The following is a 13,644-nucleotide window of genomic DNA, read 5'->3' as shown; positions in this document are numbered from 1 at the left end:
GTTCAAAGGCTGGTTAGGAGCACACGTGGCGATCATCGAGCAGGTCGGTGCCCGCGAGATCCTGGACTCCCGCGGTAACCCCACCGTCGAGGTCGAGGTGGCATTGGAGGACGGCACGCTCAGCCGCGCAGCGGTCCCGTCGGGCGCTTCGACCGGTGAGCACGAGGCCGTCGAGCTGCGCGACGGCGACGCCGGTCGCTACGGCGGCAAGGGCGTGGAGAACGCGGTCGCCCTGGTGCTGGACGAGATCGGGCCGGAACTGGTCGGGTTGGACGCCACCGAGCAGCGCGTCGTCGACCAGAAGCTGGTCGACCTGGACGGCACGCCGGACAAGTCCCGGCTGGGTGCCAACGCGATCCTGGGCGTCTCGCTGGCGGTGGCCAAGGCCGCCGCGGAGACCTCGGGTCTGGAGCTGTTCCGCTACGTCGGCGGACCGAACGCGCACGTGCTGCCGGTCCCGATGATGAACATCCTCAACGGTGGCGCGCACGCCGACACCGGCGTCGACATCCAGGAGTTCATGATCGCGCCGGTCGGTGCGGACACCTTCTCGGAGGCGCTGCGCTGGGGCGCGGAGACCTACCACGCGCTGAAGTCGGTGCTCAAGGCCAAGGGCCTGGCCACCGGGCTGGGCGACGAGGGCGGTTTCGCCCCCGACCTGCCGAACAACCGCGAGGCGCTGGACCTGATCGCCTCCGCGGTGGAGAAGGCCGGTTACAAGCTGGGCCGCGACATCGTGCTGGCGCTCGACGTCGCCGCCACCGAGTTCTACTCCGACGGCGCCTACAACTTCGAGGGCGCCAAGCGCACCGCGGACCAGATGGCGGCGTACTACCAGGAGCTCATCGGCGCCTACCCGCTGGTCTCCATCGAGGACCCGCTGTCCGAGGACGACTGGGACGGCTGGACCAGCCTGACCGAGCAGGTCGGCGACCAGGTCCAGCTGGTCGGCGACGACCTGTTCGTGACCAACCCGGAGCGCCTGGACGAGGGCATCTCGCGGGGCGCGGCCAACGCGCTGCTGGTCAAGGTCAACCAGATCGGCACCCTGTCGGAGACCCTGGACGCGGTCAACCTGGCCACCTCGTGCGGCTACAAGAGCATGATGAGCCACCGCTCCGGCGAGACCGAGGACACCACGATCGCCGACCTGGCGGTGGCCACCGGCTGCGGTCAGATCAAGACCGGTGCCCCCGCCCGCAGCGAGCGGGTCGCCAAGTACAACCAGCTGCTGCGCATCGAGGAAGCCCTCGGCGACGCGGCCCGGTACGCGGGCGAGCTGGCCTTCCCGCGGTTCACCCCGGAGAGCTGAGCCATGCCGGTCGGGCGCGCATCGGATCCGCGGCGGCGCAGCCAGGGGGAGACCCCGGCTCAGCGCCGGGCCGAGCGCGCCCGCCGCAACGCCAGCCGGGGCAAGAGCACCGGTAAGCGGCCGGGGCGGCAGACGTCGTCCCGGCCGCGCTCCCGGCCCGGCACCGGGGGAGCTTTCAAGCTCTCCTCGACGCGTCGGGCGGCGGGCCTGGCCATGCTGTTCTGCGTGATGGCGCTGAGCGTTTCGGTGCCGCTGCGCACGTACATGAGCCAGCGCGCCGACCTGGCTGCGCAGGAGCAGCAGCGAACTGAGCTGCAGCAGCAGGTCAGCGATCTGGAGAAGCGCAAGGAAGAGCTCTCCGACCCGGCCCAGCTGGAGGCCGAGGCGCGGGCCAGGTTCGGGTACGTCCGGCCCGGCGAGACGCCCTACATCGTGGAGGCGCCCATCGCGCCGGCTCCGCCACCGCCTCCCGCGGAATCCGCCGACAGCGGACTGCCGTGGTACGAAGAGCTCTGGAATTCTGTTGTGGGGAAGGGATCTTGACGTTGAACTCGGGTGCGCCGGTGATCAGCGACGCCGACCGGGAGTGCATCCGGCGACAGCTGGGGCGTCCGCCGCGCGGGCTGCACGCCATCGCGGCGCGCGACGCGGCGGGTGAGCCGACCGTGGTGCAGACCTGGCCGCGGCTGGAGGACGGCACCCCCTTCCCGACGCTGTACTACTTGACCTCCCCGCAGCTCACCGCGCACGCCTCGACCTTCGAGGCCGAAGGCCTGATGCGCGAGATGCAGGACCGCTTGGCCACCGACGAGGAGCTGGCGGCGCACTACAGCCGGGCGCACGACTCCTACCTGGCGGAGCGCAACGCGCTGGAGTCCCTGGGCACCGAGGTCAGCGCGGGGGGCATGCCGGACCGCGTGAAGTGCCTCCACGTGCACATCGCCCACGCCCTGGCCAAGGGCCCCGGCGTGAACCCCTTCGGCGACGAGGCGATCGACCTCATCGCCGAGCGCTGGCCCGAACACCGCTACTTGCTCAACCGCTGACCCCGGACCGTCCTGTTCGGACCTCCGACGCCCCGCCCCTCGTTCCGCGGCCTTCGGCGGTCCGCAAATTCAATGGAAATCAGACGTCTGATTTCCATTGAATTTGCGGGAGTTCTCCACAGGCCGGACGACCTGTCCACATGCGCCGGTGTGTCGGGTCCCGACACGCCGGTGGACCGCACGTTCTGTTGGTGGGCAGCACCTGGACCCGGAGGGTGCGGGTTGTCAAGTTGAAACCGCAGTTTCAATTGAAACTGTGGAACCCAGGCACGGCGGATCACAGTTTCGATTGAAACTGTGGTCTCCGGTGGGACTCAGCGGGTTGGGGCGATGCGGTCCACCAGGGTTCTCGGGTTGGGGATCGGGGTTGCGCCGAAGGTCCGGGTTGCCGGGCCCAGGCGGGTTGTCGCGAAGGACTCCGCGACGTGGGTCGGCGCGTGGCGGAGGAGCAGTGAGGTCTGGAGCGTGAGGGCCAGGAGCTCGGCCAGGGCTCGGGCTCGTTCCGGGGCCGGGGAGTCCAGCTCGGTCCGGAGGCGGTGCAGGGCCGCGTCGTAGTGGGAGTTCGCGCCGGACGCCGCGGCCAGTTCCGCTTCCAGTGCGTCCCTTGTGGACGGTTGTTTCGCCAGGGCGCGGATGAGGTCCAGGGCCGTCACGTTGCCCGAGCCCTCCCAGATCGACATCAGCGGTGCCTCGCGGTACAGGCGGGGCATGCCGGATTCCTCGACGTAACCGTTGCCGCCCAGGCATTCCAGGGCTTCCGCGACCACGGCGGGCGCGCGCTTGCAGACGTAGAACTTCGCCGCGGGCAGCGCCAGGCGCAGCAGGTCGTGCTCGCCCTGCTCGACCGCCGCGGCCAGGCGCATCGCCAGCGTCGTCGCCGCCTCGGACTCCAGCGCCAGGTCGGCCAGCACGTTCTGCATCAGCGGGAGGTCCACCAGGCGTTCGCCGAAGGCGCTGCGGTGCTGGACGTGGTGGGCCGCTTCGGACAGCGCGATACGGATGTTGGCGGCCGAGCCCAGCACGCAGTCCAGCCTGGTCATCGACACCATCTCGATGATGCAGCGGACGCCGCGGCCCTCCTCGCCGATCAGGTGGCCGATCGCGCCGGTGTACTCGATCTCCGCCGAGGCGTTGGACTTGTTGCCCAGCTTGTCCTTCAGCCGCTGCAACCGGATCCCGTTGCGGCTGCCGTCCGGCAGCACCCGCGGCACCAGGAAGCAGCTCAACCCGCCGGGCGTCTGCGCCAAGGTCAGGAACACGTCGTTCATCGGCGCCGAGGTGAACCACTTGTGCCCGACGAGCCGGTAGGTGCCGTCGGCGAGCCGCTCGGCGGTCGTGGTGTTGGCGCGCACGTCCGAGCCGCCCTGCTTCTCGGTCATCGACATGCCCGCCAGCAGCGCCGACTTCTCCGCGGGCGGCCGCAGCCCGAACTCGTAGCCCGTCGCGGCGAGCTTCGGCACGTACTCGGCGGCCAGCTCCGGGTTGTAGCGCAGCGCGGGCACCGCCGAGTACGTCATCGAGATCGGACAGCTGTGCCCGGGCTCGACCTGCGACCACAGGTAGAAACCGGCAGCTCGGCGCAGGTGTGCACCGGGGCCCTGCGTCCACGGCGCGGCGTGCAGCCCGTGCGCGATGGCGCGCGACATCAGCCAGTGCCAGGACGGGTGGAACTCGACCTCGTCGATCCGGTTCCCGTAGCGGTCGTGGGTGCGCAGCTGCGGCGGGTGCTCGTTGGCGAGCCGACCGTGCTCCCGCGCCTCCTCCGAACCGGCCTCCCTGGCCAGCCCGGTGAGGTCGCCGACGGCGTAGCGGGTCAGCGCCGAGCCCAGCGCCGGATCGCAGGCCAGCGGGTCGAACCCGGACAGCGGCGGTGGCTGGTTCTCCACCTGGTGGGTGCCGAACGCGGCCGGCTCGTGGATGACCGTCATGACCGGAGAGTAGGCAGTTCCGGCCCGGTGAGCGGGAGATCGGCGGATCGCACCGCCCGGACGGAGCAGTCCGGCGCAGGCCCGAGGCGTCACCGGCCGAGTCGGGGCCCAACGGACGGGTGACGTCCGGGCTCGCCACCCGGCGATCGTCCACCCGGTGGTGTATCCAGGAGGCCATCCGAATTTCGGGGTGAACGGTCCAGGTCGGGGGATGGACTAGTGACGGCTCGCAACAAGCGCCACGGAAAGCACATGTGGAAAACGGCTCCGCTCATCAGCGGGGAGTCCAGGAACCGGGCGCGGAGGTGGGTCGCGGTCACCGCGCTGACCCCTGCGCTGCTGCTCCCGGTGACGCTGTTCGGGGCGTCGAGCTCCTTCCTGGCGGCGCCGCAGGCCCCACCGGGGAGGACCGATCTGCGGGAGCTGGGCGTCACCGGGAACCTGCCGCAGGCCAAGAAGCCAAGCAAGGACCTGCTCGGTCAGGCAGGCGATCCGAAAGAGCTGGCCAGCGGTTCCGGCCGGAGCCTGGACCTGCCCAGCGGGACGCTCGGCATCCCGGACACCGTGCTCAACGCCTACCGGCAGGCCGCCGACCTGGAGGACCAGCGCAATCCGGGTTGCGGGCTGCACTGGTCGGTGCTGGCGTCGATCGGCCGCATCGAATCGGGCCACGCCCGCTCCGGCAGCGTCGACGTGCTGGGCACGACGCCCCGCGCGATCCTCGGGCCCCGGCTGTCCGGAGGACCCGGGGTCGCGGCGATCCTGGACACCGACGGCGGCGCGCTCGACGGCGATCCGGTGTGGGACCGGGCGGTCGGGCCGATGCAGTTCATCCCGTCGACCTGGCGGAAGTTCGCGGTGGACGGCAACCGCGACGGGGTCGCCAGCCCGCACAACGTGCACGACGCCGCCGCAGCAGCGGGGCAGTACCTGTGCAGCTCAGGCGGCGACCTGCGCAATCCTCGCGACCTCGCGACGGCGGTGTTCCGCTACAACCACTCAGAGAGCTACGTGCGCACGGTGCTGATCTGGGCGACGGCCTACGCGAACGGCGCGCTGCCGACCCCGTCGGAGCTCTCGCCCGCGGTCGACGACGTGCTGGCAGGCGAGCGCTTGCCGGACGGTCCCGCAGTGCTGGCCATGCCTGAGGTGCCGGCACCGGCGCCGTCTGCTGCACAACCGCCGCCGACGGAATCCGCAGCGCCCTCGACTCCGCCAGGGGAGCTGCCGCCGGTCGCCAGTGGAGCGTTGCCGCACGAGCCCGGCGAGGTGAGCGTCGCGCCGCCGTCGGTCACGGAACCGACGCCGCCGAACCTGACCCCGTCGCCGAGCCCGACCGGCCCGGCCGAACCCGGCTCGACCCAGCCGAGTCCGACCCAGCCGAGTCCAACGCAGCCGGGTACGACTCAGCCGGGTACGTCCGCGCCGCCGCCGTCCGACGCGAAGCCGGAGGAACCGACGGAGGTCCGGCCGCCGGAGTCGAAGCCGGAAACGCCGGCACCCGGTACGCAACCTGGCGCCCCGCCCTCGGATGCGCCCGCGCCCGCCCCGGCGCCCGCGCCGACGCCGTCCCCGGCACCCGCCGCGCCGCCGTCGGAGAACCCTCCGCCGGCTCCGCCGCAGCCGGAGAACCCGGCCTCCGGGATCAAGCCGGAAACCCCTCCGCCGCCTCCCGCGCCACCGGCTCCGGAGACCCCTCCAGCGCCCGCCGGCGGCGCTCAGCCGACGCCACCGTCCGTCACCGGGCCTCCGCCGCCGTTGCCCGAAACGGGCGACCCCGCTCCGGCGCGGATCGAGCCGCTCGGAACCTGCGATCCGGCCGTTCTCGGCCGCGGCGAGTTCTCCGCTTCGCAGCCGCTGCCGGGCACCGAGATCCAGCCGGGAACCACCGATCCGACGACCCTCGCGCCGGGCCAGGAGGTCTACGTCCCGACCGGTGAGCCGGGCGTCATCGGGACCTGCACAACGGGAATTCCCACTTCTCCGCGCTGAGTTTCACACCCCCGCGGGCGGGGCTCGGAGCGGTTGCTCGGGGCAAGTAGCGTTGACCGCGAGGGCTGCGCGAAGCGGAGGAGGACGCAGATGTCACGGGTGGCGGCGATCGACTGCGGGACGAACTCGATCCGTTTGCTGGTAGCCGATGTGACGGTGCACGAGGACGGTCGGCGCGATCTGCGCGACGTGCACCGCGAGATGCGGATCGTCCGCCTCGGGCAGGGCGTGGACGCCACCGGGCGGCTCGCCGACGAGGCGCTGGCGCGGACCAAGGCGGCGTTGGAGGTCTACGCGCGGATCGCCGTGCGCAAGGGCGTCGAGCGGATCCGGATGGTCGCGACCTCGGCGACCCGCGATGCGTCCAACCGCGAGGACTTCTTCTCCATGGTCCGGGAGACCCTGGGCGTCGACGCCGAGGTGATCAGCGGCGACGAGGAGGCCCGGCTGTCGTTCACCGGCGCGGTCGGCGACCTGGACCCGCTGGACGGCCCGTTCGCGGTCACCGACGTCGGTGGCGGCTCCAGCGAGGTCGTGGTGGGCACCTGGGACGGTGCGAGCGCCGACATCGCGGCCGCGTACTCGGCCGACGTGGGCTGCGTGCGGCTGACCGAGCGCTGCCTGCACAGCGATCCGCCCACCGACGAGGAGGTGCGGGAGGCCGAGAAGGTGGCCCGGCAGGTGCTCGACGAGGCCTTCGCCGCGGTGGACTGCTCGGGCGTCAAGACGTGGGTCGCGGTGGCGGGAACGGCCACCACGCTGTCCGCGATCGCGCAGGACCTCCCGGAATACGATCCAGCCGCCATTCATCTTTCCCGTATTTCCCACAATAGGATTGAGCGAATCACCGAGGAACTGCTCGGGATGTCGCATGACGAACGCGCCGCAATCGGTTCGATGCACCCTGGTCGAGTGGATGTGATCGGTGGTGGCGCGCTGGTGACGAAGGTTCTCGCGGACGAATTGGCGGAGCGCGCGGGGGTCACCGGCGTGACTGTCAGTGAGCACGACATTCTGGACGGTATAGCGCTGTCTATCAGCTAGTTCTCACGATGTGGAAGTCCGATTCCAACCTTCGGGTGATAGATCAGCTGTATCGAATCAGAAAGTGACGGCTTTGTGACAGTGCATCGCCGTGATGTGGTTCTCCTTTATGTTTACGCTCGTCTGACGCGGCGGTGAATGTTCCGCCGCGCGTGATGTCTGGGAAGGCGACTTCCGAGCACGCGTGGAAACAGGAGGACGGTAAATGCGGAAACGACGCTTGGTCGCCTGGGTCGCGGCCCCGCTGGCGGTGGGTTTGCTCGCCAGCGGGTGCGGCGGCGGTGGCGGCGGTGGTGGTGCCGAGGACGGCATCGTGTCGGTCAACCACACCGAGCCTGAGAACCCGCTGGTGCCGAGCAACACCACCGAGACCGGTGGCGGCAACGTGCTGAAGATGATGTTCAGCGGCCTGGTGGCGTACGACGAGAAGACGACCGAGCCGTACAACGAGGTCGCCGAGTCGATCGACACGACCGACCACAAGGTCTACAAGATCAAGCTCAAGCCGGGCTGGACCTTCCAGGACGGCAGCCCGGTCACCTCGGAGAGCTTCGTCAAGGCCTGGAACTACGCCGCCTACGCGCCGAACGGCCAGTCCGCAGCGTCCTTCTTCGACCACATCCAGGGCTTCCGGGACGTCAACCCGAGCGGCGGCGAGGACACCGAGGCCGCTTCCGGGCCGCCGCCGGCGGCCAAGGAGATGTCCGGCCTGAAGGTGATCGACCCGCTGAACTTCGAGGTCACCCTCGACGCGCCGTTCACCACCTTCCCGACGATGCTCGGCTACACGGCGTTCATGCCGCTGCCGGAGAGCTTCTTCAAGGACCCGAAGGCCTTCGAGGAGCACCCGATCGGCAACGGGCCGTTCAAGTTCGACTCGCGGCAGCCGAACGCGTTCATCAAGCTCACCAAGTACGACCAGTACGCGGGCCGGGACAAGCCGCAGATCAACGGCATCGAGTTCCGGATCTACAACGAGCTGGAGACCGCCTACCAGGACGTGGTGTCGGGCAACCTCGACTTCATCGACCAGCTGCCGCCGTCGGCGATGGTCGGCGACAAGTGGAAGACCGACCTGCAGGACCGCGGTGAGGCCAAGCCGATCCTGAGCAACAACGCGCTCCAGGTCCCGCTGTACGACCCGCAGTACAAGGACCCGAAGGTCCGGCAGGCCCTGTCGATGGCGATCGACCGCAAGCAGATCACCTCGACGGTCTTCCAGAACAGCTACGAGCCGGCCACCGGCTGGGTCGTCGCCGACGCCATCCCGGGTTACCCGGCCGGTGGCTGCGGCGAGTACTGCGAGTTCAACCCGGAGAAGGCCAAGCAGCTGCTGGCCGAGACCGGCTTCAAGGGCCCGATCAACATCACCTCGAACTCCGATGGTGGGCACAAGGAGTGGATCGAGGCGATCTGCGGCCAGTTCAAGAACAACCTGGGCGTGGACTGCACCTTCAACCCGGTGCCGACGTTCTCCGAGTTCCTGAAGATGCACGACGAGAACGCGCACAACGGGCCGTTCCGCTTCGGCTGGTTGGGTGACTACCCGGCGGCCGAGACCTTCCTGGGCAAGGTCTACCGGACCAACGCGTCGTCGAACTACATGCGCTACTCCAGCCCCGAGTTCGACCAGGCGATGAACCGCGCCGACCAGGCTCCCACCGAGGACGAGGCCAACAAGCTCTACAACGAGGCCGAGAAGATCCTGGCCAAGGACATGCCGTCCATCCCGCTTTGGAACCAGAAGGCCTCCGTCGGCTGGTCCGACCGGCTCGAAGGTGCGACGGTGACCTTTGACCGCATGCTGAACTTCAAGACAGTCAAGCTGAAGTCCTGATCGGGTAAGTCCGGGTCCGGCCCGACCAGTTTGGGCCGGGCCCGGCTTGCGTCCTGGAGGAGGTTCACGTGGGACGCTACGTGCTGCGGCGGCTGCTGCAGCTGATCCCGGTATTCATCGGGACCACGTTCATCATCTACGCCCTCATCTGGGCGTTGCCCGGCGATCCGTTCGCCGGCCGCTGCGGGGACCGGCCGTGCCCGCCCGCGTACATCGCGGAGATGACCGAGAAGTACAACCTGAACGACCCCGTGATCGTTCAGTACTTCAAGTACCTGGGACAGATCTTCCAGGGCGACTTCGGTGAGACCTTCTCAGGTATCCCGGTCAACCAGCTGGTGGCCGATGCGTACCCGATCACCCTGCGCCTGTCGATCGTGGCGCTGGCCTTCGCCGCGTTGATCGGCATCATCGCCGGCGTCCTGACCGGTCTGCGCGGGCGCGGGTTCCTGGACAACCTCGTCCTGATGTCGACCCTGTTCCTGATTTCGCTGCCGGTGTTCGTCACCGGCTTCATCCTGCAGGTCGTGCTGGGCACCGAGCTCGGCATCATCCGGCCGAGCGTGAGCTCGCAGGCCACCTGGGGCGAGCTGATCGTGCCGGGCTTCGTGCTGGGCAGCACGTCGATGGCCTACGTCGCCCGGTTGACCCGCACCAGCCTGATGGAGAACAAGCGCGCCGACTACGTGCGCACCGCGGTGTCCAAGGGCCTCGAGCCCAGGCGGGTCGTCGGCGTGCACCTGCTGCGCAACTCGCTGATCCCGGTGATCACCTTCCTGGGCACCGAGCTCGGCGCGCTGATGGGCGGCGCCATCGTCACCGAGGGCATCTTCAACATCCGGGGCATCGGCGGGCTGGTCTACAAGGCCATCCTCACCAAGGAAGGCACCACGGTGGTCGGCATCGTGACCCTGCTGGTCCTGGTGTACCTGCTGATGAACCTGCTCGTGGACATGCTCTACGCGGTTCTCGACCCGAGGATCCGATATGACTGAACAAAGCACTTCCAGTCTGGCTTCGGATCCGGCTCCGTCCGGTTCCGAGGCCGCAGTGGCCAAGGCCGCCGCCAAGCTCGAGAAGCCGCGCGGTCTGTGGGGCGATGCGTGGCGCGACCTGCGCCGGCGGCCGACCTTCCTGATCTCGATGGGGATCATCTTCGTGCTGCTGGTGATGGCCGCGTTCCCCCAGCTGTTCACCTCGGTGGACCCCACCCACGGGGACCTGTCCCGAGCCTGGCAGAAGCCGTCGGCCGAGGCCTGGTTCGGCTACGACACGCAAGGCCGCGACATCTACGCCCGCGCCATCTACGGCGTTCGCGCGTCGATCGTCGTCGGTGTGCTGGCGACGGCGCTGACGGTCCTGATCGGTTCGGTGTTCGGTCTGATCGCCGGGTACTACGGCGGCTGGCTGGACAGCCTGCTGTCCCGGTTCGGCGAGATCTTCATGGGCCTGCCGTTCGTGCTCGGCGCGATCGTCATCCTGACCACGCTGAACCCGGCCACCGAGGCGCCCGACGCGGTCAAGATCACCTCGCTGGTGATCCTGTCGATCTCGCTGCTGTCCTGGCCGATCTCGATGCGGATCATGCGGTCGGCGGCGATCTCGGCGCGCAGCCAGGACTACGTCAAGGCGGCGCGCGCCCTGGGCGCGGGGTCGGGCCGGATCATCATGAAGCACCTGCTGCCGAACTGCCTGGCGCCGGTCCTGGTGTACGCCACGATCGCGCTCGGCGCGTTCATCGCCGTCGAGGCGACGCTGTCGTTCCTCGGGCTGGGGCTGCGGTCCCCGGTGGTGTCGTGGGGCGTGATGATCGCCGACTCCCGCCAGTACATCCAGACCTCCCCGCACCTGCTGGCGTTCCCGGCGGCGTTCCTGGTGGTCACCGTGCTGGCGTTCGTGATGCTCGGTGATGCCGTCCGCGACGCGCTCGACCCGAAGCAGAAGTAGGAGAAACCGCTTTGTCTACTGTGGACGAAAAGGACTCGGCGGAGCGCCTGCTGGAGGTCGAGGACCTGCACGTGGAGTTCCGCACCCGGGACGGGGTGGCCAAGGTCCTCAACGGCGTCAACTACCACGTCGACGCCGGTGAGACGCTTGCGGTGCTGGGCGAATCCGGCTCCGGCAAGAGCGTCACCGCCCAGACCATCATGGGCATCCTGGACATGCCGCCGGGTGTGATCACCGGTGGTTCGATCCGCTACCGCGGAGAGGACGTGCTCGCGGCCAGCGACAGCCGGCGGCGCGAGCTGCGCGGCGAGTCGATGGCGATGATCTTCCAGGACGCGCTGTCGGCGCTGAACCCGGTCTACACGGTCGGGTTCCAGATCGCCGAGCAGCTGCGGATGCGCCGCGGCATGTCCCGCAGGGAGGCCATGAAGCAGGCCGTCGAACTGCTGGACCAGGTGAAGATCCCGAACGCCAAGCAGCGCGTGAAGGAGTACCCGCACCAGTTCTCCGGCGGCATGCGGCAGCGCGCGATGATCGCGATGTCGCTGGCGCTGGACCCGGACCTGCTCATCGCCGACGAGCCGACCACCGCGCTGGACGTCACGGTGCAGGCGCAGATCATGGACCTGCTCGACGAGCTGCGCCGCGAGCGCGGCATGGGCCTGATCCTGATCACCCACGACCTGGGCGTGGTCGCCGAGGTCGCGGACCGGATCGTGGTGATGTACGCGGGGCGGATCGTGGAGTCCTCCGACGCGTACTCGCTGTACAAGCAGCCGGGCCACCCCTACACCGAGGGCCTGATGCGGTCGATTCCGCGGCTGGACCTCAAGGGGCAGGAGCTGGAGACGATCAAGGGCTTGCCGCCGAACCTGCTGAAGGTGCCGTCGGGCTGCCCGTTCCACCCGCGCTGCCCGCGCGCCGAGGAACGCTGCAGCGCCGAGGTCCCGGCCCACCACAACCTGGGCTTGGGCCGGACCAGTGCCTGCCACTTCGCGGAGGAGTTGATGAGCCGTGGCTGAGCCGATCCTCCAGGTGAAGGACCTGGTCAAGCACTTCCCGGTGACGCAGGGCGTGCTGTTCAAGCGCACCATCGGCCAGGTGCGGGCAGTCGACGGCGTGTCGTTCGACCTGCACAAGGGCGAAACCCTCGGCGTGGTCGGCGAGTCCGGCTGCGGCAAGTCGACCCTGGCGCAGGTGCTGATGCGGCTGGAGAAGCCGACCAGCGGCAGCGCGCTGTTCGAGGGCCGCGACATGTTCAAGATGCACGGGGCCGAGCTGCGCAAGCTGCGGCGAGACATGCAGATCGTGCTGCAGGACCCGTACACCTCGCTGAACCCGCGTCGCACCGTCGGCGACATCGTCGGCGAGCCGTTCGAGATTCACCCGGAGGTGGCCCCGAAGGGCGAGCGGCGGCGCAAGGTGCAGGAACTGCTGGAAGTCGTGGGGCTCAACCCCGAGCACATCCAGCGCTACCCGCACCAGTTCTCGGGTGGTCAGCGGCAGCGCATCGGCATCGCCCGGGCGCTGGCGCTGCGGCCGAAGGTGATCGTCTGCGACGAGCCGGTGTCCGCGCTGGACGTCTCCATCCAGGCGCAGGTGATGAACCTGCTCGGAGACCTCCAGCAGGAGTTCGGCCTGTCGTACGTGTTCATCGCCCACGACCTCGGGGTGGTCCGCCACCTGTCGGACCGGGTGGCGGTGATGTACCTCGGCAAGATCGTCGAGATCGGCACGGACGAGCAGATCTACGAGCACCCGCAGCACCCGTACACGCAGGCGCTGCTGTCCTCGGTGCCGGTCCCGGACCCGACCCTGCGCGGCAAGCGCGAGGTCATCCGCCTGACCGGCGACGTCCCGAGCCCGGCGAACCCGCCCTCGGGCTGCCGCTTCCGCACCCGCTGCTGGAAGGCCCAGGACCGCTGCGCGGAGGAGGTCCCCCAGCTGGAGGTCCGCCTCGGCGACCACCCCTCGGCCTGCCACTTCGCAGAAGAACGCCCCCACGTGGTGTCCTGACGAAGACCTGACAAGGAGAAGGGCCCCTCCGGCCGGTGGTCGGAGGGGCCCTTCGCTCGTTCACCGATCGAGCACACCGTCCTTGACGGTGGCTAAGAAGCTCGACCAAGCGTCTGATTCGACGACGAATGCCGGGCCGTTCGGATCTTTCGAGTCACGGATCGCGGCGACGCCGGGGATGTTCAGAGCGACCTCGACGCATTCACCGCCGCTGGCCGAGCGGCTGGACTTCCGCCATTGTGCGCGGGAGAGCTCGTGCACGTCCTCACCTCCTCGGTGCTCGTACTGCGCCAGGATCTGGTGCAGCAATGTCACCGTATCGGGTGCAGAGAGCGACAACGCCCGAAGCTCGTCGAACAAGTAGCGCAGCGCGGCGACGTCGTCGGCGTCTTCGATGACGTGCCCGCCGAGCGGAGTGTCGCTGAAGCCGAAGTCGGAGTGGATCGACCAGGACACCTGCATGGACTGCTGGGTGCGGATCAGCGCCCGGTGGTCGTGAGTGCGTAACAGTGTTCGAACACT

The 13,644-nt window shown here is 69.1% G+C and carries 12 protein-coding genes; 10 read left to right on the top strand and 2 right to left on the bottom strand.

The features are described 5' to 3' along the window. The first annotated feature begins 25 nt into the window (after positions 1 to 25). Genes eno through ABTZ89_RS10420 form a run of 3 tightly spaced genes read left to right on the top strand, consistent with a single transcriptional unit; the run spans position 26 to position 2,358 of the window. On the top strand, positions 26 to 1,312 hold the full coding sequence (gene eno, locus ABTZ89_RS10430; RefSeq protein WP_270949313.1) for a phosphopyruvate hydratase: 1,287 nt from the start codon (positions 26 to 28) through the stop codon (positions 1,310 to 1,312). 3 nt (positions 1,313 to 1,315) lie between these two features. Beyond that, positions 1,316 to 1,855 carry an FtsB family cell division protein gene (locus ABTZ89_RS10425; protein ID WP_270949314.1) on the top strand — a complete coding sequence of 180 codons (540 nt, stop codon included), beginning with the start codon at positions 1,316 to 1,318 and terminating at the stop codon, positions 1,853 to 1,855. 2 nt (positions 1,856 to 1,857) lie between these two features. Beyond that, a complete protein-coding gene (locus tag ABTZ89_RS10420; RefSeq protein WP_270949327.1) occupies positions 1,858 to 2,358 on the top strand; it encodes a DUF501 domain-containing protein in 501 nt (166 codons plus the stop codon). Positions 2,359 to 2,672: 314 nt separating this feature from the next. On the opposite strand, the gene ABTZ89_RS10415 is transcribed toward ABTZ89_RS10420, so the two are convergent. Beyond that, positions 2,673 to 4,286, bottom strand: coding sequence for an acyl-CoA dehydrogenase family protein (locus ABTZ89_RS10415; protein WP_351042619.1), 1,614 nt, complete (start codon positions 4,284 to 4,286; stop codon positions 2,673 to 2,675). Positions 4,287 to 4,538: 252 nt separating this feature from the next. Between ABTZ89_RS10415 and ABTZ89_RS10410 the strand changes: the two genes are divergently transcribed. The 7 genes from ABTZ89_RS10410 to ABTZ89_RS10380 all read left to right on the top strand — a co-directional run bounded on the left by ABTZ89_RS10410 (position 4,539) and on the right by ABTZ89_RS10380 (position 13,122). Beyond that, positions 4,539 to 6,278, top strand: coding sequence for a lytic transglycosylase domain-containing protein (locus tag ABTZ89_RS10410; RefSeq protein WP_351042616.1), 1,740 nt, complete (start codon positions 4,539 to 4,541; stop codon positions 6,276 to 6,278). 90 nt (positions 6,279 to 6,368) lie between these two features. After that, complete coding sequence (locus ABTZ89_RS10405) at positions 6,369 to 7,322, top strand: Ppx/GppA phosphatase family protein (protein WP_351042613.1); 954 nt, start codon at positions 6,369 to 6,371, stop codon at positions 7,320 to 7,322. Between the two features lie 205 nt (positions 7,323 to 7,527). After that, the gene (locus ABTZ89_RS10400) at positions 7,528 to 9,159 is read left to right on the top strand and encodes a peptide ABC transporter substrate-binding protein (RefSeq protein ID WP_351042610.1); all 1,632 of its coding nucleotides are present in this window, start codon (positions 7,528 to 7,530) and stop codon (positions 9,157 to 9,159) included. A 68-nt stretch (positions 9,160 to 9,227) separates the two neighbouring features. Beyond that, complete coding sequence (locus tag ABTZ89_RS10395) at positions 9,228 to 10,154, top strand: ABC transporter permease (RefSeq protein WP_351042607.1); 927 nt, start codon at positions 9,228 to 9,230, stop codon at positions 10,152 to 10,154. Beyond that, positions 10,147 to 11,106: an ABC transporter permease gene (locus ABTZ89_RS10390; RefSeq protein ID WP_351042604.1), complete on the top strand. Its 960-nt coding sequence runs from the start codon at positions 10,147 to 10,149 to the stop codon at positions 11,104 to 11,106. Before ABTZ89_RS10395 ends, ABTZ89_RS10390 begins: the two co-directional genes overlap by 8 nt. 11 nt (positions 11,107 to 11,117) lie before the next feature. Then, positions 11,118 to 12,128 (top strand): ABC transporter ATP-binding protein, encoded by a 1,011-nt coding sequence (locus ABTZ89_RS10385; protein ID WP_502949531.1) that lies wholly within the window; start codon positions 11,118 to 11,120, stop codon positions 12,126 to 12,128. Next, a complete protein-coding gene (locus tag ABTZ89_RS10380) occupies positions 12,121 to 13,122 on the top strand; it encodes an ABC transporter ATP-binding protein (protein ID WP_351042601.1) in 1,002 nt (333 codons plus the stop codon). Before ABTZ89_RS10385 ends, ABTZ89_RS10380 begins: the two co-directional genes overlap by 8 nt. Positions 13,123 to 13,182: 60 nt before the next feature. Here ABTZ89_RS10380 and ABTZ89_RS38935 read toward each other — a convergent pair. Continuing rightward, positions 13,183 to 13,644, bottom strand: a 462-nt coding sequence (locus ABTZ89_RS38935) for a DUF397 domain-containing protein (protein WP_502949530.1), incomplete at its 5' end; no start/stop codon positions are given.

Source organism: Saccharopolyspora sp. NPDC002686 (assembly GCF_040295745.1).
Classification (GTDB): domain Bacteria; phylum Actinomycetota; class Actinomycetes; order Mycobacteriales; family Pseudonocardiaceae; genus Saccharopolyspora; species Saccharopolyspora oryzae.
This window is presented reverse-complemented; position numbering and strand designations above follow the sequence as displayed.